The sequence below is a fragment of the Pseudomonadota bacterium genome (genome assembly GCA_018817425.1).
In the GTDB taxonomy this organism is placed as follows: domain Bacteria; phylum Desulfobacterota; class Desulfobacteria; order Desulfobacterales; family RPRI01; genus RPRI01.
In genome coordinates this window covers 1-26781 of the sequence record JAHITX010000120.1, presented here as the reverse complement: position 1 = coordinate 26781, position 26781 = coordinate 1, and the positions used below count along the sequence as shown (strand labels likewise).

Annotated in this window: 25 protein-coding genes; all 25 read left to right on the top strand. The window is 39.9% G+C overall.

Translation table 11 applies throughout. The annotated features are described in order from the left end of the window. Positions 1–1915: hydantoinase/oxoprolinase family protein (locus KKC46_20240; GenBank protein ID MBU1056130.1), on the top strand; the 1915-nt coding region annotated here is incomplete at its 5' end. A 28-nt stretch (positions 1916–1943) separates the two neighbouring features. Then, on the top strand, positions 1944–4133 hold the full coding sequence (locus KKC46_20235; GenBank protein MBU1056129.1) for a hydantoinase B/oxoprolinase family protein: 2190 nt from the start codon (positions 1944–1946) through the stop codon (positions 4131–4133). Between the two features lie 50 nt (positions 4134–4183). After that, positions 4184–5089 (top strand): amidohydrolase family protein, encoded by a 906-nt coding sequence (locus KKC46_20230; protein MBU1056128.1) that lies wholly within the window; start codon positions 4184–4186, stop codon positions 5087–5089. Positions 5090–5317: 228 nt separating this feature from the next. After that, entirely contained in the window at positions 5318–6700 is a 1383-nt protein-coding gene (locus tag KKC46_20225; GenBank protein MBU1056127.1) for a phenylacetate--CoA ligase family protein, read from the top strand. A gap of 483 nt (positions 6701–7183) precedes the next feature. Then, positions 7184–7375, top strand: coding sequence for a hypothetical protein (locus KKC46_20220; GenBank protein MBU1056126.1), 192 nt, complete (start codon positions 7184–7186; stop codon positions 7373–7375). Positions 7376–7891: 516 nt separating this feature from the next. Continuing rightward, the gene (locus tag KKC46_20215) at positions 7892–8218 is read left to right on the top strand and encodes a GGDEF domain-containing protein (GenBank protein ID MBU1056125.1); all 327 of its coding nucleotides are present in this window, start codon (positions 7892–7894) and stop codon (positions 8216–8218) included. A gap of 282 nt (positions 8219–8500) precedes the next feature. Continuing rightward, a complete protein-coding gene (locus tag KKC46_20210; GenBank protein ID MBU1056124.1) occupies positions 8501–8863 on the top strand; it encodes a hypothetical protein in 363 nt (120 codons plus the stop codon). Positions 8864–8964: 101 nt separating this feature from the next. Beyond that, on the top strand, positions 8965–9840 hold the full coding sequence (locus KKC46_20205; protein ID MBU1056123.1) for a diacylglycerol kinase family lipid kinase: 876 nt from the start codon (positions 8965–8967) through the stop codon (positions 9838–9840). Between the two features lie 388 nt (positions 9841–10228). Then, positions 10229–10573 carry a DUF3795 domain-containing protein gene (locus KKC46_20200; protein ID MBU1056122.1) on the top strand — a complete coding sequence of 115 codons (345 nt, stop codon included), beginning with the start codon at positions 10229–10231 and terminating at the stop codon, positions 10571–10573. After that, on the top strand, positions 10570–11241 hold the full coding sequence (locus KKC46_20195; protein MBU1056121.1) for a cation transporter: 672 nt from the start codon (positions 10570–10572) through the stop codon (positions 11239–11241). The genes KKC46_20200 and KKC46_20195 overlap by 4 nt, the downstream gene beginning before the upstream one ends. A gap of 15 nt (positions 11242–11256) precedes the next feature. Then, entirely contained in the window at positions 11257–11796 is a 540-nt protein-coding gene (locus KKC46_20190) for a YeeE/YedE family protein (protein ID MBU1056120.1), read from the top strand. Continuing rightward, on the top strand, positions 11796–12326 hold the full coding sequence (locus tag KKC46_20185; protein MBU1056119.1) for a YeeE/YedE family protein: 531 nt from the start codon (positions 11796–11798) through the stop codon (positions 12324–12326). The genes KKC46_20190 and KKC46_20185 overlap by 1 nt, the downstream gene beginning before the upstream one ends. Before the next feature lie 10 nt (positions 12327–12336). Continuing rightward, on the top strand, positions 12337–13509 hold the full coding sequence (locus tag KKC46_20180) for an acetyl-CoA C-acetyltransferase (GenBank protein ID MBU1056118.1): 1173 nt from the start codon (positions 12337–12339) through the stop codon (positions 13507–13509). A gap of 19 nt (positions 13510–13528) precedes the next feature. Next, positions 13529–14380 carry a 3-hydroxybutyryl-CoA dehydrogenase gene (locus KKC46_20175; protein MBU1056117.1) on the top strand — a complete coding sequence of 284 codons (852 nt, stop codon included), beginning with the start codon at positions 13529–13531 and terminating at the stop codon, positions 14378–14380. Between the two features lie 141 nt (positions 14381–14521). Beyond that, positions 14522–15073: a cupin domain-containing protein gene (locus KKC46_20170; protein MBU1056116.1), complete on the top strand. Its 552-nt coding sequence runs from the start codon at positions 14522–14524 to the stop codon at positions 15071–15073. Positions 15074–15299: 226 nt separating this feature from the next. Next, a complete protein-coding gene (locus KKC46_20165; protein MBU1056115.1) occupies positions 15300–16454 on the top strand; it encodes an acyl-CoA dehydrogenase in 1155 nt (384 codons plus the stop codon). A gap of 147 nt (positions 16455–16601) precedes the next feature. Next, entirely contained in the window at positions 16602–18155 is a 1554-nt protein-coding gene (locus KKC46_20160; protein MBU1056114.1) for an NAD(P)H-hydrate dehydratase, read from the top strand. Continuing rightward, positions 18139–18660, top strand: coding sequence for a tRNA (adenosine(37)-N6)-threonylcarbamoyltransferase complex ATPase subunit type 1 TsaE (tsaE, locus tag KKC46_20155; GenBank protein ID MBU1056113.1), 522 nt, complete (start codon positions 18139–18141; stop codon positions 18658–18660). Before KKC46_20160 ends, tsaE begins: the two co-directional genes overlap by 17 nt. A 7-nt stretch (positions 18661–18667) precedes the next feature. Further along, the gene (locus KKC46_20150) at positions 18668–19885 is read left to right on the top strand and encodes an aspartate kinase (protein ID MBU1056112.1); all 1218 of its coding nucleotides are present in this window, start codon (positions 18668–18670) and stop codon (positions 19883–19885) included. Between the two features lie 69 nt (positions 19886–19954). Next, a complete protein-coding gene (locus KKC46_20145; GenBank protein MBU1056111.1) occupies positions 19955–20584 on the top strand; it encodes a hypothetical protein in 630 nt (209 codons plus the stop codon). After that, a complete protein-coding gene (locus KKC46_20140; GenBank protein MBU1056110.1) occupies positions 20581–21255 on the top strand; it encodes a hypothetical protein in 675 nt (224 codons plus the stop codon). The genes KKC46_20145 and KKC46_20140 overlap by 4 nt, the downstream gene beginning before the upstream one ends. A 484-nt stretch (positions 21256–21739) precedes the next feature. Continuing rightward, positions 21740–23086 (top strand): PAS domain S-box protein, encoded by a 1347-nt coding sequence (locus tag KKC46_20135; GenBank protein ID MBU1056109.1) that lies wholly within the window; start codon positions 21740–21742, stop codon positions 23084–23086. Between the two features lie 1075 nt (positions 23087–24161). Then, the gene (locus KKC46_20130; GenBank protein ID MBU1056108.1) at positions 24162–25499 is read left to right on the top strand and encodes an AMP-binding protein; all 1338 of its coding nucleotides are present in this window, start codon (positions 24162–24164) and stop codon (positions 25497–25499) included. A gap of 75 nt (positions 25500–25574) precedes the next feature. Then, positions 25575–25760, top strand: coding sequence for a hypothetical protein (locus tag KKC46_20125; GenBank protein ID MBU1056107.1), 186 nt, complete (start codon positions 25575–25577; stop codon positions 25758–25760). Positions 25761–25866: 106 nt separating this feature from the next. Then, positions 25867–26781 (top strand): hypothetical protein (locus KKC46_20120; protein ID MBU1056106.1); only part of this gene is annotated, 915 nt, incomplete at its 3' end.

Sequence of the window (26781 nt, the reverse complement as noted above, 5' to 3'; positions counted from 1 at the left end):
TTTGCCTAGTACGGTTTACGTAGGTCATGGCACGACTCTTGGAACCAATGCTGTTATAAACCGTACATTCGGAAAAGTAGGTCTTTTAACCACAGCCGGGCATGAAGATATTTCCATCATTATGAGAGCCGGTGCAAAAACAGACGGTTTGAGTGAAGATGAAGTCAAGCATCAGGCTGTATGCCGCAAACCTGAACCGCTTGTACCAAGGCCATTGATTAAAGGTATAGTTGAACGTATGGATTGCTTCGGCAAAGCCGTAATTCCCCTTGATATGAAGCAGGCAAAACAGGCCATTGATGAACTTGCAGCAGAGGGATGTGAGGCTATAGCTATATGTCTGTTATGGTCTTTTACAAACGCTGAACATGAAATTGCATTAAAAAAGCTGGTAGAGGAGAATTATCCGGATATTTATTTAGCGGTATCTCATGAAATCTCTCCCAAACTCAGAGAATATGCCCGTACGATGACTGTTATTATTGATGCCTGTATAGGAAAGCTTACTCGTGAATACATTGATTCACTAAATCAGGAGCTGAAGAATTCCGGTCTCAAACAGGATATTTCAATTATGCATGCTTACGGCGGTGTTACCAGTTGGGAAACCGCAAGACCTGTTTCCACGATTGAGTCAGGGCCTGTAGGCGGTGTTGTCGGAAGCAAGTATTTGGGCAGTATTCTTGGGGAAAAAAACATAATCACAACAGATGTCGGCGGCACGAGTTTTGACGTAAGCGTTCTGGCAGACGGTGAATGGTCTTTCAAGAAAGAGCCTATCATGATGCGCTTTCGTGTTACCATCCCGATTATCAATATCACATGTATCGGAGCGGCAGGCGGAACAATCTCAAGGATCGATCCTGTTACAGGTGCCCTTAAAGTTGGGCCCGACTCCGCGGGTTCCACCCCCGGCCCGGTTTGTTATGAGCGCGGAGGAGAAGAGCCCACGGTAACAGATGTTGATGTCGTCCTTGGCTATCTTAATCCAGGTTATTTCTTCGGCGGCAAGCTTACCATAAATAAAGATAAAGCTTACAAAGCTATCAAAGAGAAAATAGCTGATCCTCTTTGCATGGATGTGGTTCAGGCAGCAGCCGGTATATATGATATTATCAATTCATTTATGGCAGACAACTTAAGGCAGTCAGTAATTGACAAAGGCCATGATCCGAGAGATTTCGTACTTCTTTCATATGGTGGTAACGGTCCCATGCACTGTGCATCTTTTTCCAAAGATCTCGGGGCTAAAAAGGTTATAATTCCTCCTCAGTCTTCGGTATTTTCGGCATTCGGCATTGCCTGTTCTGATGTAATTCATGTTTATACCCAGACAGATGTTAATATTATGCCTGCAGATCCAACACATCTTAATGCTGTTTTTGAAGAAATGGAAAAGCATGCGATAGCAGATATGGCTCTTGAAGGCATAGCAGCAGCAGATGTTGAGCTTCACCGTGAGCTGGATTTAAGATATAACAGACAGGTCCATGAAGTTAATATTCCGGCTCCGACCAAAAAGCTTAATGCCGAGGATGTCCGGCAGATTATGAACGATTGGGAAGGCAGATACGAGCAAATCTACGGCAAGGGTTCCGGGTTCCGTGAAGCGGGAATGCAGGTTGTAACCTTCAGGTTGAATGCTGTAAGCAAACTTCTTAAACCTTCCCTTGAAAAGGCTTCCTATGAGCCTATTGCCGATTCTTCACCGGCTATCAAAGGGACCAGGCCCGCCTTTTTCAGGAAATATAATGATTATGTAGAAACCAATATCTTTGATTCCAGGAAGCTGAAATACGGTAACAAGATAGAAGGCCCGGCCATTATTGAAACACCGAGTACCACCATGGTTATCCTCCCCGATCAATTAGCGGAGGTTGATGCGTACATGAACGTGGTTATCGTAAAACTTTAATTTTTGACCGTAGAGGAGGAATAAATATATGAGTACAGATAGTTGTGATTTCAAAATAGATCCCATCACCTATGAGGTTGTCAAGCACAGTATATGGCAGACCTTGTGGGAGGGACGTTCCACTATGGAGAAAGTTTCCGGCTCGGTGGTTGTAACTGAGGCTAAAGAGGTTCTTTTCAGTCTGCATCAACCAAACGGAGAAACCATAGTAAGCTCAGCCGGTTTGTTGCTGCATATAAGCGGTGTTGAAAAACAAATTGGAAAAGTTATAGAATGGTATACCGAGAATCCCGGCATAAATGATGGCGATGTTTTCATGTTTAATGATCCGTACATCGGTGGGATTCATGCTCCTGACCAGACCTGCTTTTGTCCTGTGTATTACCAAGGCGAGATGATAGGCTGGCTTTCAGCACTGTTTCATACCGGTGAAGTAGGAGCTATAGAGCCCGGCGGAATGTGTCCGAGTGCAACTGAAATATTTCATGAAGGAATCAGGATTCCGGGTTTGAAACTCATGGATAAAGGTGTTGAGCGCAAAGACACATATATGCTTCTTCAAAGAGCAGTCCGCGATCCTGGAGGAATAACACTTGACTGTCGTGCACGAGTGGCAGGATTAAACGTAGGCAAAGATAGAGTATTAAAATTATTTAGCAAATATGGCAAAGAAGACATGCAGTCCATATTTTTGCAGATGATAAATGATACAAGAGCATATGCCAAGGCCAAACTTAAAGAACTTCCCGATGGCGTCTGGCGTGATGTAACCTATATAGATCATGACGGCAAAAACTACAATCTGGCTAAAATAGTTACAACACTGACCAAAAAGGGTGACAGACTTACTGTTGATTTTACCGGTTCCGATCCCCAGAGACCAGGGCCAACCAACATGGTCTATGAATCAGTAGTAGGTGTTGTTTATACAATTTTATGCACCCGGTTGTTTTATGTGGAGCAGTGGAACAGAGGAGTTTTAGACGTTGTAGATATTATAGCTCCTGAAGGTTGTATAGAAAATGCAAACTGGCCTGCACCTGTCAGCATGTCGGCTTTCCATGTTTTACAGCTTTGCGCTATATTAAATACTTTGGTTTCCAGAATGATGGTAGGTGTTCCTGAGTATTATGGTGATCAAAATGCCTGTTCACCGCCTAATTCAGCGGTTATAGCCTGGGGCGGTCCCAATCAGTACGGCCTTATTATGGGGACTGTCTTTTTTGATATATTAAGCGGTGGTCAGGGCGCCGGTTCCGGTTTTGACGGTGTTGATTCGGGTTGTTTTCCAGTAACACCGGAAGTTATAGCTGGAGATGTTGAGATGTATGAATCAATCATGCCTTTTATTTATCTTGTAAAACGTCAGGCCATAAATTCAGCCGGCGCTGGTAAATATCGCGGTGGTACAGGTATGGAAGTTATTTATAAGGTTCATAATACTCCCGGAGTTCAGGTTCTTATTCTTGGCTGGAACAAGGAAACAACAGGCGGCCCCGGACTTTGGGGAGGCCATCAGCCAGCTCCTTATAAAAATTACGTTGCCAATAACACCACAAGTGACGCATATCTGGCAAGTGGCAAGGCTATTACTTGTATTGAAGATATTAAAGCAACCGGAGGTGATCAAAAAGAATGGCCTACCATGGTTTCCGCAACACCTGCTTTCCAGGGTGATATTTACTATCTGTACGGAGTAGGCGCAGGTGGGTATGGAGATCCTTTAGATCGTGAACCTGAAAGAGTTTTAGCCGATATTATAAATCTGATAATTACTCCTGAATATGCAATAGATATATATGGTGTAATAATTGAAGGCAAAAATGAAGGTATAAACATAGAAGCAACGGAAAAACAAAGAGAACTTCTCAAGGCAAAAAGAAGAGAACGTGCTGCGACAACATGTAAAGCTCCTGCGTTGAACTGTGCTCCGATTGAAGAAGGTATCATAAGAATTCATGAAAACCTGCAAGTAACCAAAGACAAGAAGATCCAGTGCTTGAAATGCGGCCATGTATTCTGTGGAAATGATCAGAATTACAAAGATCATGCATTAAAAGCCGAGATCAAAGGAAGTGAAATCGGAGCAAATTATCTCCAGACTGACAGATTTCTTGTTTATCATGAGTTTTATTGCCCAAGTTGTACTACATTGTTATGCCAGGATGCTCTTCCTCCGGGCACTGCTCCTGTTTGGGATATACAGGTTGGTGCTTGATATTCTGGAATCTGTTAATGTTAAAAAGCAGAAAATAAGGAGGAGATGAGATGGAATTAAAAGACGTCATGGCTGTAGACAGTATGTGCAGGGCATTTTATGCCGATCCAGAGATAGCCAAGCCGATGTTTGAAATAACTGAAGTTAAGCAAATGGTAAAGGGTACCTTTGCCGGAGTGGCTAAAAGATTGGGATTAAAACCCGGCGAAGAATGGAAAGTTCTCGGTATGATGGGCCCCGGTTCGGTTGAAGGTGTTGTTGAAGAAATGGATAAGATCGGGGTGCAGTACATTTTTATGGAATGTGCCAAGAACTGGTCGAGGCGCGATCATACATTCTGGGTAAACTGGTCTGTTGAAACAATAAAGAATTTTGTCGATAAATCAAAAGGCCGGATAATAGGTGGTGCAAGCTGGAACCCTTTCAGAATAAAAGAAAGTCTGGAAGAAATAGATCAGGCTTATGAAGCCTATGGCTGCAAGTTTGTATTTGCTCATCCTATCAGCTACGGAATCAGGCCGGATGATAAAAAAATGTATCCTCTATACAGTAAATGTCTTGATATGGGAATACCCGTTTCTTTTCAGGTAGGACATTCAGCCGAGGCATTGCCGAGTGAGCCAGGACATCCCATGTATGCTGATGAAATCGCCATGGATTTTCCGGATCTTACTATTGTGCTTACTCACACCGGATTCCCATGGATCAGTGAATGGATATCCATGCTCTGGCGACACAATAATGTTTACGGAAACATAGGGGCATACTATCCTTCCGATCTTCATCCCGACATAATAAAGTTTATGGCCGGAAGAGGGCAGGATAAGGTTATGTGGGCTACTAACGGATTTGGCCTTACAAGATGCAAGAAGGAATTTGTAGAGCTTGATTTAAAAGATGAGATAAAGAAAAAGGTATTAAGGGATAACGCTATGAGAGTTTATAAACTTGAATAGTGGAAAATAGAATTATCTTTTAATCCGGCGGGTTTTGTCCGGATTAGATATATACAATCGATATGTTAGACATATACCTCTGGTCATTCCAGGGGTATATGCTTGATTGGGTGAGTATTTGTATAAATTGTAGTAAAATAAAGAAAAATTGGTTGCGTAAAAAAATAACATATGATAATTGCCTTGGTCAAAATGGTTTGATATCGACAAGACAAGGAGATTTTAGAAATGATTGATTATGATAAAGAGTTGGCGGAATTGGAGGATATGCCTGCAGATGAACTCCGGCAACTACAGATGACAAAACTTAAAAAACAAATAAAATACATTTATGATAATTCTCCGGATTTTTACCAAAAGAAATTTGATGAAATTGGAGTAAAACCCGAAGATATTAAAACATGGGATGATTTCAGAAACCTTAATCTTTATTTTGCAAAAACTGATGACAGAGAAACACAAACAGCATCTTCTGAAAAATATGGGCATCCTTTTGGAACAAATCTTTGTGCTCCCATAGACAAAATAATTCACCTGGGTTCAACCACAGGAACTACCGGTGAGCCGACTTTTCCCTATTTGTTTACAAAAGAAGATTATGAAATACATCATCATATGGCAGGGCGTCATTTCTGGAAAATGGGTTTACGTCCCGGAGAAAGAGTCCTTTATGCAGCAGGTGCTGCGAATCTTGCAGGTCTGAGAATATATGAACATGCATTAAGATGGTATGGATGCTTGCCTATTCCGATAGGTGCTGAGGCAGGGACGGAAAAAATTCTTAGAATGTTAGATGTAACTAAGCCTACGACATTACTTGCTACAGGACCTCTTATTGAATATCTTATAGAAGCCACACCGAAAATATTAAAAAAAGATGTAAGTCAATTAGGCTTAACAAGACTGATAAGTTCCGGTGCTCCCGCTGCTGCCATACCGGCTGTAAAGAAAAAGATTGAAGATGCCTATCGTTGCCGCCTTTATGATTCTTTTGGTGGCTATATAGGTGGATCATGCGATCTGGATGAATATCAGGGAATGCATTTGTTGACTCGTGATTTCATCTTGATTATGGAAGATCTGGTTGATCCGACTACAAAAGAGCCGATCAGGAATATTACAGACGGCATGGTTGGAGAAAGCAGAATGACTAATCTTCAATGGATGGCGCGTCCTTTCTTCAAGTGGTCTCCCGGAGATATCTTTCAGGTTTTTACGGAAACATGCAAATGCGGATGGAAATTCCCACGAATCAAGATCCTTGGCAGAAGCGATGATATGCTTATCATAAAAGGAGTAAATGTCTATCCCGCGGCTATCAAAAATGTTGTCAGTTCATTAGAGCCGAAAACTACAGGAGAGATGAGAATAGTATTGGAACAACCCGGACCCGGTGTACCGCCACCAATGAAGATCAAAGTGGAATGTGGAATGGATATTAGTTCGGAAGATGATAAAAATGCTCTTAAAAAGGAATTGGAAGATGCAATGCATATTAAACTAAAATGCAGAACATCTATTACAATTATTCCTCCCAATACACTGGAAAGAGCAGCAGGTCCTGGTGCCAAAGGGCAGATGATAGAAAAAGCATACGAACAAAAAAAATAGTTCGCGTTTTTTGAAAGGTTTAAACGACTCACTTTCCCCCATTAACTAAGGGGGAATTAAAGGTGGTTGTTCATTGTTAAAGGGTTCAAGGGATTAAGTGATATTTCTCATTTATCGTTCTTGGACCCTTTTTTTGTTTAAGTGATTTTTGAAGAAGTTCCATTTTAATATGCTTTTTAACATCGGGATTAATATCGCTTCTCGCTCTGACTGTTGCTATTATCGGGTTCATTTTTTACATATGTATTGTTGAACGAAATTGACAAAAATAATTGCTGTTAATTAAACCACGGGCTATGCCCGTGCGATCCTAAAAGGTTCGACCGTTCCGGCGGGGGAGAAAACAAGGTATAGGTTCTTCCTCAGGGAAAGCTCTGGAAAGGAGCAGGAGGAAGAACCTCTGAAGGATTGGAAATCATTATTACATGTAATGTGGGACTGCAAATACCACTTGGTATTTGTTTCTAAATATCGCCTACTATTATGCATCAGCATCAACTGAATAACGTAGTATTTGGAATGGAGCCAACAGGTAATTACCATAATCCTTTAGCTAACTGGCTGATTGAAAATGGTTATGAGGTAGTACTTGTTGGAGGAAAAGCTGTAAAGGATAACAGGCAGCTTTTAGATGGCCGCTGGGATAAAACGATTCTAAAGACAGCGCCAACATAGCTGATTTAATAGGCCAGGCAAAATGTCACAACGACAGATCGCGGGGATCGGCAGATTCAACGGTTAAGAAAAATATATGACGCCGCCGAAAACTCGGTTGGCTTGCCGGTAAATTCAGCGGCAGTATTCGAAGCACAAATGATAGTTGATAGAATACGCAATGTGAGAAAAGAAATTTTAGAAGTAATGGCAGAGATGAAAGTCGTATGTGGTAATTTATATTTTACACATTTTTGCTTGACATAAGGAGTATAGAATGTTCCTGAATTTCCTCCGACTCTCCTCCTGGGTTATAAAAGCCCATTTACTTAAGAAAAAAGAACAATGTCAAAAAGCATCTTTAAATATGGTGTCAGTTTTTACTTGACCATTACAAACTTCTCACGAAGAGGCCCTTGCCTTCGGCTAATACTTTTGTTAATATACTAAAATATTAACTGGATTAAAGATTCCCTCTATAAGAAGTGGGAATCTTCGACCGTAAGGTTTTTGATTGATTTTATATTCGCTCTCTAACTGTCTGCCACTTGCTATTGCGATTCACAATTGGCTAAAACACTTCAGCATTCCTTGCGAAATGATGATGTTGTGAGTCGCCTTGGTGGTGATGAGTTTCTTATTATCTGTCCTAATACGGATATAGAGGGTGGAAAGCATATCGCAGAAATGACCCGTAAAACCGTATCGGAACTTCGAGTATCAACTGGTGGTGAACCTTGGCATGGCAGCATTAGTGTTGGCGTTTCTTCTCGATTGCCTGACATGAAAAGCTATGAAGAGTTAATTAAGGAGGCAGATAAAGGCGTATATGCTGCTAAAGAAGCTGGAAAAAATTGCGTATAAACGGCAAGTTGATACATTTTTTAAAAGGTGTGCGAGCTTATGACAAGGCGGTTGCACCTGATCGCAGGGGCTGGGCCGCTTGGGGGTGGATATTGGCCCTTTAGTTTATAGTTAATATCTGCAATGAAATAATAACTTTTTTTCAGATAAGCAGGATTACGGTCTTTTTCTCGATCTTTTAATTGAAGCAACAGAACTATGGAAGGTCAATATCGCTGCCTATTGTATGATGGCCAATCACTACCATATTCTTAGACTCCTGAAGGTAATATCTCAAGATGCATGAGACACCTAAGCAGCCTCTACACACTAAGATACAACAAACATCATGGATATGACGGAACGCTTTTTCGGGGACGATATAAGTCTGTTTTGGTTTCCAATGACAGCCATCTGCTTCAGTTGGTAAGGTATATACATAAAAACCCTGTTAAAGCCGCGATAGTAAAACATCCTGAGGAATATCCCTGGAGTAGTTACAAGGGCTATCTTTCATTTGCCAAGAAATGGGATTGGCTGTATAAAGATTATATATTTGAAATGATTACGTCTAAAAAGCAGGGGCGGTTGAAGGCTTTTATCGCATTTATGTATGAGCCGGAAATTAGGAAAAGAGATTCAAACTTTAAAAGAAAAAGTAATTAAAGGTCAAATGTAGACCTGACCCCATTACCCTTAATTTATTTCTTCAGGTTGTTTCGTCGTGATAAAAAGAAATAAACAGGCAGGCAATTATAGTTTTTACCATGCATAAATATCTAATTATAATAAATCGATTCTCTGGTGGTGGGCGAGTAAGAAAATATGAAAGTGTTATATTTGACTATTTTTCTTCACGCAATTATGTTTTCAAAGTCGAATATACAAAAGGGTCAAATGATGCTTTAAGGATAGCAAAAGAGTATTCTTCTAGCGATTATAATTATTATGTAATATGTGGGGGAGATGGCACAATTAATGAAGTTATTAATGGTCTTTCTTCATATAGTAAAGTATTAATAGTACTTCCTTTTGGTACAGTAAATATATTTGCAAAAGAGTATAAAATATCTAAAAACATAAATAAAGCATTACATGAAATATTTAATGGTGAAAAGAAACAATTATATATCGGAAAGAGTAATGGTAAGAAATTTATATTAATGCAAAGTGTGGGCATAGATAGTTACGTTGTGAAATGTGTAAATCATAACTTGAAAAAGCTGTTTGGCCGTGGTTCATATTTTCTTATGTTTATAAAAGCTATCTTCCTATATAAATATCCTTTAATTAAAATAAGAGCTAATAATCAAGAATACCAGGGAACCTTCATTCTTGTAAGTCAAAGTATTTATTATGCCGGATTTTTAAAAATTACACCTGATGCGAAGATGGATAAAGGGTTGTTTGATATATGTTTATTAAAAAAAGGAGGATTTTATTATCTGATTAAATTTTTACTTTTTGTCATTTTAAACATTAACCATCGCAACAAAGATTGTATATATTTTTGCTCGGATAATTTATTGGTTTCAGGCCCCGCCATTTATTCCCAATCTGATGGTGAAATTTCTGATGAGTTACCTTTAGATATTTCAATTTATAATCAAAAGATAAACTTCTTGGTACCAAACCCTGAATAATGGATTTCACTCTTGTCCAAAACCGTTTTTGGATAAGAGTGAAAGTTTATCTATAAAAGCAAATATCGAATATCGAACAAGGAATTTTGAATTATGAATATTTTTTTAATCTTACCTCTGCCGCCAGTGTGGAATTAACCCGCGGTTCCTGCCAAAACCATCATCAACTATCCATTGTTATTCAATTCTGTAAATCTAATCATTACCAAACTAAATATATTTGTTATAAACTTTAAACCTCTTGGTCGCTATGCATTATTTCATGGCATAACAAACGCATTTCTTTACAAAATATAAAAAATTCTCTAAGATCAAAATTGGGTTTACACAAAAGCTTATTAATTATATTAATTAAAAGCAGAACATCCGAAAAAGGAGCAAATTAATAATGACACAAATTATTGGCTGCTGTGGCCTTGTTTGTTCAAATTGCCCTGTTTTTTTAGCTACTATAAATGATGATGATAATGCCAGGGCAGAGACGGCTGAATTTTTCTTTAAAAAGTATGGATTTGAATTTAAGCCTGAGGATATGAACTGTGACGGATGCCTTTCCGAAGGCGGAAGGCTTATAGCGCATTGCAGCATGTGTGAAATAAGAAAATGCTGCCGTGAAAAAGGGATGGAAAATTGTGCCGTATGCGAAGAGCAGCCTTGTGGGCACCTTTCTGAATTTCATAAGCTTTCTGCGGATGCAAAAGCAAGCTTTGAAGCGCTTGCTAAAGGGATATGAAAGAATTGAAACCATTTGCACTCTCTTCTGCTGGCGTAAATACCGCTGGCAGCAATAAATTATTAAATCGCGCATTATTGCTGGCAGTAATTACAATCTGCTACAATATCATAGAAGGATTGGTATCTGTAATATTCGGCTTTACAGATGAAACAATATCTTTATTCGGATTCGGGCTTGATTCATTTGTGGAGGTAGTATCAGGAATTGGTATCCTGCATATGATTATCCGGATTAAAAATAATGGCAGCACAAAAGATTCATTTGAGAAAAATGCGTTAATTATAACCGGCACCTCATTTTATATATTGGCTATCGGACTTGCCATAACATCAATTTATAATATTTATGTTGGAAGCAAGCCTGTATCAACTTTATGGGGGATTATAATTTCGGCGGTATCCATTTTATCAATGTTGTTTTTGATGAAGGCAAAAATGGATGTTGGCAGGAAACTTAATTCTGATGCAATTATTGCTGATGCCAATTGTACAAAAACATGTTTGTATCTTTCTGTAATATTGCTTATATCAAGTCTTTTATTTGAGATTTTTAAAATAGGTTATGTTGATTCAATCGGAGCAATAGGGTTGGCATATTATTCGTATAAGGAAGGTAAGGAAGCGATAGAAAAGTCTAAAGGAAACACTTGTAGTTGTTGTAATTAAAGAAAGGAGGTTCTTATGAAGCTTAAAACGAATGATGGCGGATGGAGCCCGTATCTGGCCGGGGCTCTTTTGGGCATATTGGCAATAGTTTCGGTAATTGCAACAACAAAATTACTTGGAAAGACCCATTACTTAGGGGCGTCAACTACATTTGTGAGAGCTGCCGGTATTGTTGAAAAGGCAATTGCTTTAGATCATGTTACTTTAAACAAGTATTTTATAAAAACAAAAGTCAAGGTTGACTGGCAGTTTATGCTTGTTATCGGTATTTTCCTGGGTGCTCTGATCTCTTCTTTAATGGATAAAAGTTTTAAAATGGAAAGCGTTCCTCCAAGATGGAAAGAGCGTTTCGGGCCATCGATAGGCAAACGTGCTATAGGAGCCATTTTGGGTGGTATTGTTGCCATGGTTGGCGCACGAATGGCAAGCGGATGCCCAAGCGGACATGGTCTTAGCGGTATGATGCAGTTGTCGGCAAGTTCTCTTGTGGCTTTGGCTATGTTTTTTGGCATTGGGGTTTTAGTGGCCGGTATGTTTTACAAAAGGAGGGCATAATGAGCACAGAACAGTGGTTGGGGCTTATTACCGGAGTAATATTCGGATTTTTACTGCAAAAAGGTCGTGTCCTTCGTTTTGATAAACAGGTAGGTGCCATGTTGTTAAAGGATATGACAATATTTAAATTCATGTTGTCTGCTATATTGGTTGGAATGGTAGGCATACTTCTTCTTTCGGATGCCGGTATTATAGCATTAAGCCGCAAGCCTATGAATGTCGGTGCTGTAGTACTAGGAGGCGCACTATTTGGAACAGGATGGGCAATAATGGGTTTTTGTCCTGGGACTTCGATCGGAGCTATAGGAGAAGGGCGTTGGCATGCTGTTTTTGCCGTAATCGGAATGCTTGCCGGGGCTGCGATATATGCAGAACTATATCCGTTTTTTAAATCAACTATTCTTTCCTGGAAAGATTTCGGAAAGATAGGGCTTCCTGAAACAATAGGGATATCACAGTGGATAATTGTCCCAATATTTTGGGTTGTGGCAATAGCTTTATTTGTTATATTTGAAAAGAAAAAAATATGAAGGAGATGATATGAAAGAAGCTGTTATTGTTAGCGCTGTCAGGACACCTCTTGGCAGTTTTAATGGGTCTTTAGGAAGTGTAGGAGCCACAACGCTCGGAGCTATTGCAATTGAGGAAGCTGTTAAGAGAGCTGGCATAGACAAAAAAGATGTTAATGAAGTTATGATGGGATTAGTACTGCCATGTGGTTACGGCCAGAATCCTGCTAAACAGGCTGCAGTACTTGCGAATATGCCATGGGAAACGGAAAGCATTACCATAAACAAGGTTTGCGGTTCAGCCTTAAAAACAGTAATGCTTGCAGCGCAGGCAATTCAAACAGGAGATGCCGAAGTTGTTGTTGCAGGAGGTATGGAAAGCATGAGTTTAGCTCCATACTACCTTGATAAGGCTCGCTTTGGGTACCGTATGGGGGAAGGAAAATTAAAAGACCACATGATTAACGACGGCCTGTGGGATATAGTAAATGATTTTCATATGGGAATGTCTAATGAACTATGTTCCGAAAAGTACAACATAAGCCGGGAAGACCAGGATCGTTATGCAGACGAATCTTACAGACGTGCATTGCATTCAATTTCTTCAGGCCGCTTTAAGGATGAAATTGTTCCTGTTGAAGTTAAGACAAGAAAAGGGGTTAAGATTTTTGATACGGATGAATGCCCCCAGGAGACGAGCTATGAAATGCTTTCAAAGATGAAAGCCGCTTTTAAAAAAGACGGGCTTGGTACTGCCGGAAATGCTTCAATAATTAGCGATGGTGCTGCAGCTGTTGTTGTGATGTCAAGAGAAAAAGCTGAAAAACTCGGATGCAAAATTATGGCAACGATAGGCGCCCAGGCTTCATATGGCATAGACATGAAGTATGTGCTTGTTGCTCCCATATGGGCTATTCCGAAGTGCCTTGCAAAAGAAGGTATTTTAAAAGAAGATGTAGACCTTTATGAAATAAACGAAGCTTTCAGCGGATCAACGGTTGCAGTTCTTCGCGAGCTTGACCTGGACCCTTCAAAAGTCAATGTAAACGGCGGAGGCGTAGCTCTTGGACATCCCATTGGAGCCAGTGGATGCCGTGTGCTTGTTACTCTTTTACATGAAATGATAAAACAGGATAAGAAAACCGGGCTTGTTTCCCTGTGCCTTGGCGGTGGAGAAGCAGTTGCTTTGGTTGTAAAAAGATAAAAGAATAAAGGAGAAAGTAATGGAAATTAAAAAATTTGGTGTTATCGGAGCAGGTCAGATGGGAAACGGTATCGCTCAGGTTGCTGCAATGAGCGGTGTTGAAGTTATAATGAATGATATAAAAGATGAATTTGTGCAGCGCGGGCTTGCTACAATTACAAAAAACCTTTCCCGAAGTGTTGACAAGGGAAAGATGACTGCTGAAGAAAAAGATGCTGTTTTAAAACGCATTAAAACAAGTACAGATCTTAAAGATATGGCAGACGCAGATTTTGTCGTGGAAGCTGCCACAGAAAATGAGATTTTAAAATTTCAGATATTTAAAGACCTTGATAAGATATGTCCTGCAAATATAATTCTTTCAACAAACACTTCTTCAATTCCGATAGGACGCATAGCATCCCAGACAAAAAGACCTGACAAAGTAATCGGGATGCATTTTATGAATCCCGTGCCGGTAATGAAGCTTGTTGAAGTTATACGCGGAATCGCAACATCCGATGAGACTTATAAAACAACATGGGATCTTTCGATCAAGTTCGGCAAAACTCCGGCTGCTTCAGAAGATTTTCCTGGATTTATTGCGAACAGGATTCTTATGCCCATGATAAATGAAGCTATATTCTGCCTTTATCATGGAGTTGGAAAAAAAGAAGATATCGATACTGTTATGAAACTTGGGATGAATCATCCAATGGGCCCTCTTGCCCTTGCCGATCTTATTGGACTTGATACCTGTCTTGCTATTATGGAAACAATGTATGACGGATTCAAAGACTCTAAATACAGGCCATGTCCGCTGCTTCGAAAATATGTAGAAGCAGGATGGCTTGGGAAAAAGACGGGGCGGGGTTTTTACGAATACAAATAAAAGTTGTAAGTATTCAGGTTCACAGTTCCTTTGTTCACTGTTCAAGGTTAAAGTGCGATGAATATCGAATGTTTTTAAGATATTGAGGCTTGGCAACTAACTGTGAACCTAATAACCTGAGTAGTTATTAAAGGGTATGCTATGAGTACAAAAAAAGCCGATTCTACAGTTGGAGTAGGAAAGAAAATCCAGAAAATCAGAACCCAAAAAAAGGTTGCTCTTGACCGGATAGCAAATGAAACTGGTTTTTCAATAGATTATCTTAAAGATATTGAGGCAGGTAGCGTGTTTCCTCCTGTCGGAGCACTTCTCCAGATTGCAAAAGCCCTTGAAATAGATTCGGGGTTTTTCCTTAAAGAGCAGGAATCGGCTTTAAAAAAACGTAGTAAAGACTACACCAAACGAACGGAAAATTACGCTTATAACACTCTTACACCGGGTGCGGAAAAAAAGCATTTAAAAGCTTTCAAGGTAACTATTGAGCCATTGCAGGAGCATAAAGGTGTAAGCTATCATCATGAAGGTGAAGAATTTGTGTATGTGCTTAAAGGAAAAGTGGAGGTGACTGTAGGAGAACATATAAACAAACTTTCAGAAGGTGATTCACTCCATTTTAATTCCGGGATAAGGCATATGCTGAAAAATATCGGCAAAGAAATTGCTGAACTTCTTGTAGTAATTTACGGGCCATGATTTAGGATCACTCGTAATAGTATCGGTGAGCCTATAAGGGTTCGAGGGGTCAAGGATTCAAGGATTCGAGCGAAATGAAATAAATTACAAAGAATTAATGAGTTGGAAAGAACTATATTGCAGAAGAGTATGGGAGAGAAACAACACTTGAACCCTTGACTCCTCGAATCCTGGACCCCTTTTTCCCAAGCAATTGGGAAAAAACTTATATTTAAAGAGAAATATAATGCCATTTTTTCTTACAGATGAACAATTGATGATCCGTGACATGGTAAGGGAGTTTTCACGCAAATTTGTTGCTGCTACAGCTATGGAGCGTGATCTGAGCAAGGAGTTTCCGGCTGAAAACTTCGAAAAAATGGCTGAGCTCGGACTTATGGGTATGATGATTCCGGCTGAATTTGGTGGTTCGGGTACTGATACCATAAGCTATGTTCTTGCGCTTTCGGAAATTGCATACTCGTGTGCTTCAACTGCGGTTGTGATGTCTGTTCATAATTCCATAGTATGCGAAAGTATTTTGCGTTATGGTACGGATGACCAGAAGATAAGGTATTTAAAATCTCTTGCATCAGGAAAAATGATAGGTGCTTTTGCCATGACGGAGCCACAGGCAGGCTCCGATCCGGTAAGCCAGAAAACATCGGCGGTAAAAAAAGGTGATTATTATATATTAAATGGTACCAAACGGTTTATAACAACCGGTAAAAATGCAGGACTTACAATAGTTACCGCAAACACTGATCCGGCAAAAAAGCACAAGGGCATAAGTGCATTTATTGTGGCCAAGAATACTCCTGGATTATTGGTCGGCAAAATGGAAGATAAAATGGGGCTTCGCGGTTCCGATACCTGTGATCTCATATTTGAAGATTGCCGGGTACATAAGAGTGATCTTCTTGGTAATGAAGGCGATGGCTTTAAAATAGCAATGTCGGCTTTAGATGGTGGCAGAATTGGAATTGCGGCCCAATCAGTCGGTGTTGCCCAGGCAGCGCTTGATGCAGCAGTAAAATATGCAACCCAACGTGAACAGTTCGGGCAGACTATATCGAAATTTCAGGGTCTTCGGTGGATGGTTGCTGAAATGGCAACCGAAGTTGAAGCTGCGCGCCAGTTAATGTATTCAGCAGCAGCCATAAAAGACAAAGGTGAAAACTATACTCTTCAGGCTTCCATGGCAAAATTGTTTGCCTCCGAAATGGTAAATCGCGTTACGGCAAAAGCATTGCAGATGCATGGAGGCTATGGCTTTATTAAAGAATACCCTGTTGAAAGATTTTACAGGGATGCAAGAGTTTTTACAATTTACGAGGGAACATCGGAAATCCAGAAAGTAGTAATTTCAAATCATATATTTAACGACAAGAGAAAAATGTAAGAGACGTAAAATCCCAATTTTGTCATTTAGGACTTGATTCTGAATCCAGTGTTTCAAAATGTTCTGGATACCGGCTTTCGCCGGTATGACGGTTTGTGGTATTTTTGTTAAGTCATGATTATTTAGTGTATTTTTTTTGGAGCTAAAATGTATTTAACAACAGCAAGTGAAATGCAGCAGATGGATAAAAGTACTATAGATTTCGGACTTCCCGGCAGAGTGCTCATGGAAAACGCAGGGTGCGGTGCAACGCAAGTACTTCTTGATAAAATCTGCATCAAGGGCACCGAAAAAGTCGGGATTATAGCCGGGCGCGGAAATAATGGCGGTGATGGCTTTGTTATAGCAAGACGGCTTTTGCAAAAAGGCTTTGACGTAAGTGTATGTCTTTTGTCAAAGGCATCACTTGTCAAAGGTGATGCTCTTGCAAATCTTGAGTTGTTATATCCGCTTGGTATTCCTGTTATTGAGATTACGGACAAAGATACATTTGTTGCGAATCAGAATTCTATGCGTCACAGAGATGTATGGGTTGATGCTATATTTGGGACGGGTCTGAAATCCGATATTAAAGGATATATTAAAGATGTGATAGGGTTTATAAACAGTCTTAATAAACCAGTGTTTGCGGTTGATATTGCTTCAGGAATCGATTCGGACAATGGTCAGATACATGGTGAATGTATTCATGCTGTTGTTACGGCAACTTTTGGGTATGCCAAATTGGGGCATTATATTTATCCCGGTGCTTACCATTCGGGTGAAGTTGAAATCATAGATATTGGTATTCCTACTTTTATTGCCGATAAAATAGGTCCGAAACAATATCTTCTTACACATGAGAAGATAAACACTATTTTAAAACCGAGAAAAAAAGATGCTCATAAAGGAAGTACAGGCCATGTTTTTATTATTGGCGGCTCTCCAGGAAAAACCGGAGCGGCAGCTATGACTTCTATGGCTGCTATGAGAGCAGGTGCCGGACTTGTGACGCTTGGTGTGCCCAAAAGTCTTAATAACGTGATTGAATCAACAACTCTTGAAGCCATGTCTTGTGCCCTTTCGGAGAATTCCGAAGGGTTTCTTTCCGAATCATCTTTCGATGCTATTATGCACAATATTTCCGGCAAGAAATGCATTGCTATTGGCCCCGGTCTTGGAACCGATCCTTCTACCAAAAAACTTGTTTTAAGATTGCTTCACGAAATAGAGGTTCCGATTGTTATTGATGCAGATGGTCTGAATCTTATTGCCGGAGAAACAGATACGCTTAAAAAGCTTAAATTGCCTGTTATATTGACTCCACATCCAGGTGAGATGTCAAGACTAACAGGTTTAACTGTTTCACAGATTCAGAAAAATAGGGTTGCCTGTGCCCGCGAATTTGCTACAGAGTTTAAAGTTCATCTGGTATTAAAAGGAGCCGGAACTGTAATTGCACATCCGGATGGCAGAGTTTTTATAAATTCAACCGGAAATTCGGGTATGGCATCCGGTGGTATGGGAGATATTTTAAGCGGCATTATTGTCGGATTTGCCGCTCAGAATTATCCGGCTGAAGATGCTGTAAAGCTGGGTGTTTATCTTCATGGTGCTGCCGGAGATTCTCTTTTTGAAAACATGGGGCCTTTTGGCTATATCGCATCCGATATGTTAAATATTCTACCCGCACAAATAGGGATTCATGCTAAAGGAATTTAAGAAAATTTATGAAAAAGGCTACAGTATGAACTTGAATGGTGATAATCTGATTACAGATACTATTGCAAATTCCTGTGAGGAAACTCAAAGTCTGGGAGAAAAAATAGGGAAAAAAATAAAAGATAAAATCATACTTGCATTGACAGGAGAGCTTGGAAGCGGAAAAACATCCTTTGTTCAGGGTCTTGCCAAAGGGCTTGAAATCCCGGAAAAATTTTATATTACAAGCCCGACTTACTCGATAATTCATGAATATCCGGGGCGAATCCCCCTTTTTCATATTGATTTATACCGCTTAGCAGATGAAGACGATATTTTTGATACAGGGCTTTATGAAATACTTGACAGATTCGGGGTTTTTGCTATTGAATGGCCCGACTTATTAAAAAATGATTTTCCGGATAAATATTTGGCAGTTCACTTTGAAATAACGGGTGATGATATAAGAAAAATTAATATAACCGCCCACGGAGATGATGCCGCCGGTCTTATAAACGATTTATGAGGATAAAATGAGTTTAATTGTACAAAAATATGGTGGAACATCGGTAGGTGATATTGATCGTATACGCAATGTGGCGATGCGCGTATCAAAGACCTTTGATGGAAAAAACGACGTAGTAGTAATCCTTTCAGCGATGTCAGGGGTTACCGACAATCTTATTAATCTGGCGAATCAGGCCTCTTATGCTCCTGATAAACGTGAGCTTGATGTTCTTCTTAACACGGGAGAACAGACAACGGTTGCTATTCTTGCCATGATGTTAAAGGGTATGAATTACCCAGCTGTATCACTTCTTGGCCATCAAATTAAAATTAAGACCAGCAGCGATTTCGGAAGCGCCAGAATCGCCGGAATCGATGTAGATAATATCAAAAAATATCTTGGTCAGAAAATGATAGTAGTTGTTGCAGGTTTTCAGGGTATAGATTCTTATGGAAATCTGACAACTCTTGGCCGTGGTGGTTCGGACACAACGGCCGTAGCTATAGCTGCAGCGCTTAAAGCCGATATGTGCGAAATATATACCGATGTTGACGGAATATATACTGCTGATCCCAATATATGTAAAAAGGCCAGAAAACTTGATAAGATATCCTATGACGAGATGCTTGAAATGTCCAGCCTTGGAGCAAAGGTTTTACAGATCAGATCCGTTGAGTTTGCGAAAAAATATTATGTGCCTGTACATCTTAGATCATCATTTTCATTTGAGGAGGGAACTATGGTAGTAAATGAATCTGCGGATATGGAAAGACTTGTCGTATCCGGTGTAACACACAGTAAAAACGAAGCACGTATTACCTTGAAAAAAGTTCCCGATCAGCCGGGTATTGCCGCAAAAATATTTTCTCCGATTGCTGATGCCGGGATACTTGTAGATATGATAATACAAAATACCCGTGCTGCAAAATTGACTGACCTTACATTTACAGTCCCCAAATCGGATTTTAAAAAGGCAGTAGAGATTGAAAATAAAGTTGCAAGTGAAATAGGCGCCGAAGCTGTGTTAGTTGATGAAAATGTCGCCAAGGTTTCTGTAATAGGTGTTGGAATGAAGAACCATTCCGGCGTTGCCGCAAGAATGTTTTCGGTTCTTGCAAGAGAAAATATAAATGTACTTTTAATAAGTACTTCCGAAATCAGAATATCATGTCTCATAGAAGAAAAATATGCCGAGCTTGCGGTTCGTGTTCTTCATGCGGAATTCGGGTTGGATAGGGAATAGATTATTTATTTAACGTTTTATTTCCGCATTGCAAAGCCAGTGCGTATTTAGAAAGAGAGGGTATTTTCTATGGTAAAAAATTCTATTCATTTGTTTTTTATGATGATGGTAGTTGTAGTTCTTTCAATGGTTGGAAGCGGTTGTGCGTCCTTTCACGGAAACAATCTTCCAAGTCGATATCAGTCGGATATTTCCACACCGGTTCAACTAGGAACAGTCGGTTTTAACGCTAAGTGGTTTACATTCGGAAACCCCAATCCGGGTATGTCTTCAATGTTTCGTGAGAAGGTTCGCAATCATCTTGTTGCAAGCGGGATGTTTTCGGATGTAATCGGGGATTGTTCCACAGAAACAACCTGTCTTGAATTTACAATGAATAACGATGGCAATAGGGGGGTCGCTTTTATTACGGGGTATTTGTCCGGCTTGACACTCACAGTTTTACCTGCCTACGCACGGGATGATTATGCAATGACCGTAGACCTCAAAAAAGACGGGAATTTGCTAAAGACATACGAATACAAGGACTCTATGAAGACATGGATTCAGCTTTTTATGATTTTCATGGCAGGAAATACTTCTGAAAAGGTGGGTAATGAGGTTCGGGAAAATATTTATTGGAATTTTCTTTACGATCTTCATAATGATGGAGCGATAGTCTGTGGGGATCTAACCAAAAATACACAGGATATGCAGTGAAAAATCTTTTTTACCCTGCACGTATAATTCAGCTTTCCTTGGTTGGTTTGCTGGTGGTTACGGCAGGAGGCTGCGGTGGAATAACCTACATAGCCAAGCCCGGCTTCAGCTATCATAATAATTATATTGAACCTGAACCTATTGATATGATTGTTCAGCTGCACCTTAGCGATGATTTCCAGACAAAGACCGTTAAAGGTGCCACTATTGGCACCTTTTTTGGGCGCAACCGGGATACTGTTCAGTTCGGGCCGGCACTTGTGAACAATTCCACAGAAATGGCACATATGTTGTTTCGGGAAGTTCTTGTTTCTCGCGGTAACCGATTAGAAGTACTGGATGGTGTTGATGCAACCCTGGAACCCAGATTTGAGAATTTTCTCCAAAACGGAATAAGGAGTAATGCTTTTATGCAGGTTTGTGAGACTGTAGCACTTTCCTGGGTGTTGAAAGATCGGCAGGGTGTAACAATTTGGTCAGATACCATTAGCGGTACCAGCGATATGACCAATTTGGGCATGGCACATGAAATCTCTGCCAGGACTCGTAGAAGGATTCAGCAAGCTTTAGATCAGACGTTTACCAATGCGGGAAGAGCAATCAGCAAGTCTCGTAAAATACGCCAATTTGCTGAATCAATCGGGAAGACCGATAAAGGCAAAAAGGATTGACAAGTTAGTTCAATATTTGGGGCTAATAGATTTTATTGACATATTCTTATATGTTTCCTGTAATATTTAGAAAGAGATATTGAAAAAAAAGGGTTAAAGGCTCAAGGGTAAAATAGCTGTTCGCAAATGGTTAATATGAAGTTTAATACTGATCAGTTAATACTATCGTTTATAATCGGGATTATTATCTTAGTGCTTGCTGTTTATAAGATGTTCGGGCAATAAAAAATATTCTTTTACACAAGCTATCTCAAAAAAATGATTGCGCTCAGTGACAAGGCGTGAGGTGATGAAAAAGCGCAGCGTATAGCTATTCTGTGAGCATCTGGCATACTTGTTTCCTGAACCTAATATTTGAAAGTGCACTGCTGAGTTTCTATTTGACATTACATGGTATTCGATAGCCTCCAGCAGGCTTTAATTAGATAACCAACGCCATCCAATTTTCAGACAAGCATCATTTATTCCGCTTTGGAGTCATAAGATGGAAAATTCATTTAAAACTAACCAAGTACTACTCAAAGAAAATGCCTTGTTAAAGAAGAGAATCCGTGAACTGGTACAAGCTGAATTAGAACATATACAGGCCGAGAATGCATTGCTTGAAAGTGAAGAAAATGCCAGCGCCATCCTTCGTGAAATGCATGACGGTTTTTGGCTAATGCACGTACAAGACTCAATGATTCTTGATGTGAATGAGGCCATGTGTCGTTTATTGGGCTATACCCGTGAAGAGATATTAAAAATACCAATAGCTGAGATAGCAGTGAATGATTCACCTGAGCTAATATCTTCGAGAAGTAAACACATCATTAAATTTGGCTCGGCTCATTTTGAATCGAGCTTTAAATGCAAGAATGGCACCTTTATTGATGTTGAGGTTAGTGCCACATATTTGTCAAAACGTAAATTATTCTTCTGTTTTTGCCGTGATGTTACTGATAGCAAGAGCCTGGAGAAAGAACTGCTCGATAGCAAAACCATCCTTCAAGCTGTGATGGATGGAACGCCTGATGCTGTGTTTGTAAAGGATTGCGATAGCCGCATGCTTATGGCCAATCCTGCAACATTGGCAATACTTGGCAAGTCTACTGAGCAAATTATCGGGAAGGAATCCAAAGAAATACATGAAAACCCTGACGTAGTACGCGCCATAATGGAGCATGACAAGCTTGTAATATCTTCTGGAAAAGCCTTCCTGATAGAAGAAAAGGTTCCAACAGTCGATGGTCTTCGTGTGTACCAATCGACCAAGGCGCCTTATCGTGATGGGGCAGGCAAGATTATTGGCGTCATCGGAATATCACGCGACATCACCGAATACAAGCAGGCAAAGGAGGAGCTGGAAAAGCATCGGAGTCATCTTGAGAACATAGTTAAGGAGCGAACTGAGGAGTTGGAAAACAAAAACATCGCCCTTCAGGAACTTAATATGGCGCTTAAGGTTCTCTTGCAGAAAAGGGAAGATGATAAAAATGACATGGAAGAAAGATTCTTAATAAATATACAGAATCTTATTCTTCCATATATCGAACAGTTAAAACAAAGCAGTCTAGGAGCAAGGCAGCGATCCCAGCTTGATATCATGGAAGCACATCTCCATGAAATTGCTACACCTCTGCTAAAAAATATAAGACAGTTCAACTTTACTCCTAGAGAAATCCAGGTGGCAATTCTAGTTAGGCATGGTAAATCAACAAAGGAATGTGCAGAAATATTAGGGATAGCCAGTAGTTCAATAGATGTCTATAGGAAAAGTATTAGAAAAAAGCTTGGATTAAGCAATAGATCTGTAAACCTTATATCATACCTTGATAGCCTGCAGCAATAGGTAAAATACCTACCCATTATCTACCATATTTTGTACCATTGACATTCAAGGCAGCTCATATATTATTATCTTAACTTCTAACTTATTCTTATTAAGTTAAGCAAGTAGTAAATGCTATATCTGCCTAATTATAATATAAAATAGGTTATTATGATATTTCATATCTATTCTGCTTATGGTGGGTTAAACACGCGGAAGAGGGGTTTTGGGGGGAGACAACGCATTCCTCTCAATATAAATTTGATTTTAATTCTCTTTAATACCCTGTCTGCTCTTTGGCGGGAAGCTTTATTTTGTTATCAGCATAATATACTCATCTTCAATTATTGCAGATAAGCACTATTATAAAAGGGGTAAACTACTATTGTCGGCATGGGGCCTACTTTTAAATATTTATGCAAAAATCATCGTGTTTAATAAAATAATTATTACTTCATATGATTGTGTAGATTTGCACTGCCAAAACAGAAGCAATTTTACTGATGGAACAAACCTTCCTATTCAACTGCTGATCTCTTTTCTACTTAGTTTTATAATGAACTCATACCATAGTGAGCCAAATCGCTTTTCCAAGAAACTTGGTCGATCCGATATCCCCAAAAGCACTGTAACAAAAGCCGCTTTTGCAAAAGCCAGAAAGACGCATAGACATCGAGCTTTGTTAGAACTCAACCACAAGCGTAGACAATCTTTGAAAATAGTTTCAACCCTAAATCTTTGGTGTGGATTCCGTACGCTGGCTCCAGACGTATCCATCATAAGTTCTGCTATGATGTCTTGAATCATGGATGCTTAACCATAAAAGTCCAAAACAAAATGCAGATTTTTGTACCCCTTGAAGGTGGCAAATAAAATATATAGGGGAAAACCATTGAAGCAACCGAATACAGGAAATGTACTTTGTTTGTTCGAGACAAGATTATGGATGACGATATGTTATACCTGTTCGAGTACTATCAGCTAATTGCATGATAAATTTATTGGGGCAGTATTATAGGCGACGTCTGTAGAAGCTCTGCCATATTATTTGTCCGTGAAACAAATTTTTAGATACATAAAATTAAGGAGTTAAGCTATGCAGATTTATAGCAAACTATCTGTAGAAAGTCTCTACTGGAATGAGTATATGGAAACCATGCCGCGAGAAAAACTGGACCAGCTCCATCTACGGCGGCTTCAACAGTTGGTTAAATATGCTTATGAAAAGATCCCCATGTACCGTGATTTATATGATAAATCCCACGTAAAGCCGGAAGATATTAAAACATTGGCTGACTTTGCAGAAAAAATCCCCACAATTGATAAATCGGATGTAGTTCATTATCAAAGTGTGAATCCGCCTTTTGGAGGAAGTATTGTGCAAAATTGTGAAGAATATATTTCTTTCTATTTTCAGACCTCCGGAACCACGGGAATCCCTTTAAAGGAGGTCGGATCTTATCGAGATATGCTAAGTACCGGTTGGGTGTTTAAATGGTGGGCGCACGGCATTCGTCCTACGGATGTATTCTTCGTGGCCTTTCCTTTTGGCATCTTTATGGCTTTTTGGTGTGCTTACTACGATGCGGTAGCCTTGGGAGCTCAAGTAATAACCTCGGGGGGGTTAACTACCGAGCAACGGGTGAGGCAGATCATGGAATTGAAACCAACCGTATTGTTGGCAACTCCCACATATGCCATGCGGATAGCTGAGGTAGCCCGGGAAATGGGTATCGACCCTGCGGAGTCCTCTATTAATTTTGTTACCTCCGCCGGGGAACCCGGTTATGTGTTGCCCACCATCAGGGAAGCTGCCGAAAGAGCATGGGGAGCCAAAGCGATAGATTTGTACGGTATTTCTGATCTATGGGGTTCCACTGCCTGGCATTGTCCCTCCCATCCGGATCGCCTTCATTTGACTGAGACAATTGCTTATCCTCTAGTTATAGATGAGAAAGGCAAGGTAGTGCCTGATGGAGGTAAAGGAGAATGGGTGCTGACCAACTATTCTACGATAATGCCCTTAATTAAATATCGAACCCATGATGTCGTGGAATGGCATAAAGAGACCTGCGACTGCGGCAGAACCTGGGTATGGTTGCGTGATGGTGTGCTGGGAAGAACTGATCATATGGTGACTATTAAGGGCTCAAATGTGTACCCCACTGCCATTCAAACCATCATTGGAGAAACTCCGGGACTTTCCGGAAACTTAGAGATTCATATTAAAACTGAAACAGAAGGTGATGCGGTAGAAGTAAAAGTAGAAGCTCTTCCTGCCGTATCTGCCACAAGTTATGAGAAACTAAGAAAAACATTAGCTAATGAGCTACGTTACAGGATCGGAGTGAGCATGAAAGTGGAAATATTACCGCCTAAGTCGCTTCCCCGGTATGAAGTAAAAGCTAAACGGGTTTTTGACCACCGTAAATAAATTAGTTTTAAGTAATCTTGTCAATTTTGAATGGATGAATTTGAATGTAAGAAATAGAATGATATGGAGGTAATCATGGAAGAACTTTTAAGGGAAGAACTATGTCAAAAGATTGTTGCTATGCGTAAATTGGGCGAAGAGGTGAGAAAGACGGCAGGACTTCCTTGCATTGAATCCTATATGAGATTTGTTGATATCAACTGTACTTCTGCACTTTGGCATTTAGGAGAAATAGATTATTGGGAATATGAGCTGAAATGATTTTTCACATCACACCATTGCAGTAATCACAGCATAATTTATCTATAAGCGGCCTGGATTTATAAACCGGTACCAGAAAATAGGGATATTTTAGGGGGGGGTGGGATTGAATAAAGAGGAGAAAAATAAACGAGAACTTTTTAGCGGGTGTTGCAAAGGCGAGGGATTTTTATTGCTGTGCCTGTTGGTATGCTTTTCTTTTGTTTCTATCTGTAATGCTTCTGAGTCTGACAACTTTCAATTTGGCCCAAGGGATAAAGCATACGGAATCCATTTTATAGATAACAACAAAGGTTGGATAGTAGGCGATATGGGGCTTGCGGCAATGACATCAGACGGAGGAGAAAATTGGAAGCAGGTTGTTATATTAAAAGAAGGAGCATTTAAAGATATCTTTTTTGTAGGAGATGCGGGTTGGATAGTAGGAGACGGAGGTTTAATTTTACATTCAGATAATGGTGGCAAAAGTTGGGATAGGCAAACCTCCGATATAGATACTGCTCTCCTTAAGGTTTTCTTTATTAACAAAAAGGAAGGATTCGCAGTTGGGGCTGAAGGTTCGATTTTAAAAACCAATAATGGAGGGACGTCATGGGAAGTAATTTCTTTAGATTTGTTGAATTTTTTACCGCAAGCCCTGATAGAAAGAGGAATAATAACCATAAATCTTTATGATGTTATTTTCTTGGATGAGTTTTCCGGATGGATTGTTGGTGATTCGGGCACCATTCTTCATACCTCAGATGGTGGAAAGACATGGCTGATATCAAAAATTGGCTTGTTGCCTTCCCTTTACTCGGTTTCTTTCAAAAGTAAGAAAGAAGGATGGGCGGTAGGTCAGAATGGATTTATTCTTAAAACCGGCGATGGAGGAAGAAGCTGGGAAAAAGATTCTCTTGATACAAAAGAGAATCTTTACAGGATTGTTATTCATGGTGATTATGGGGTGATTGTTGGTGATCATGGCGTAGTAATTAAGAGCAATGATGGGGAGACAACATGGTTTCATGATAATCCTCCG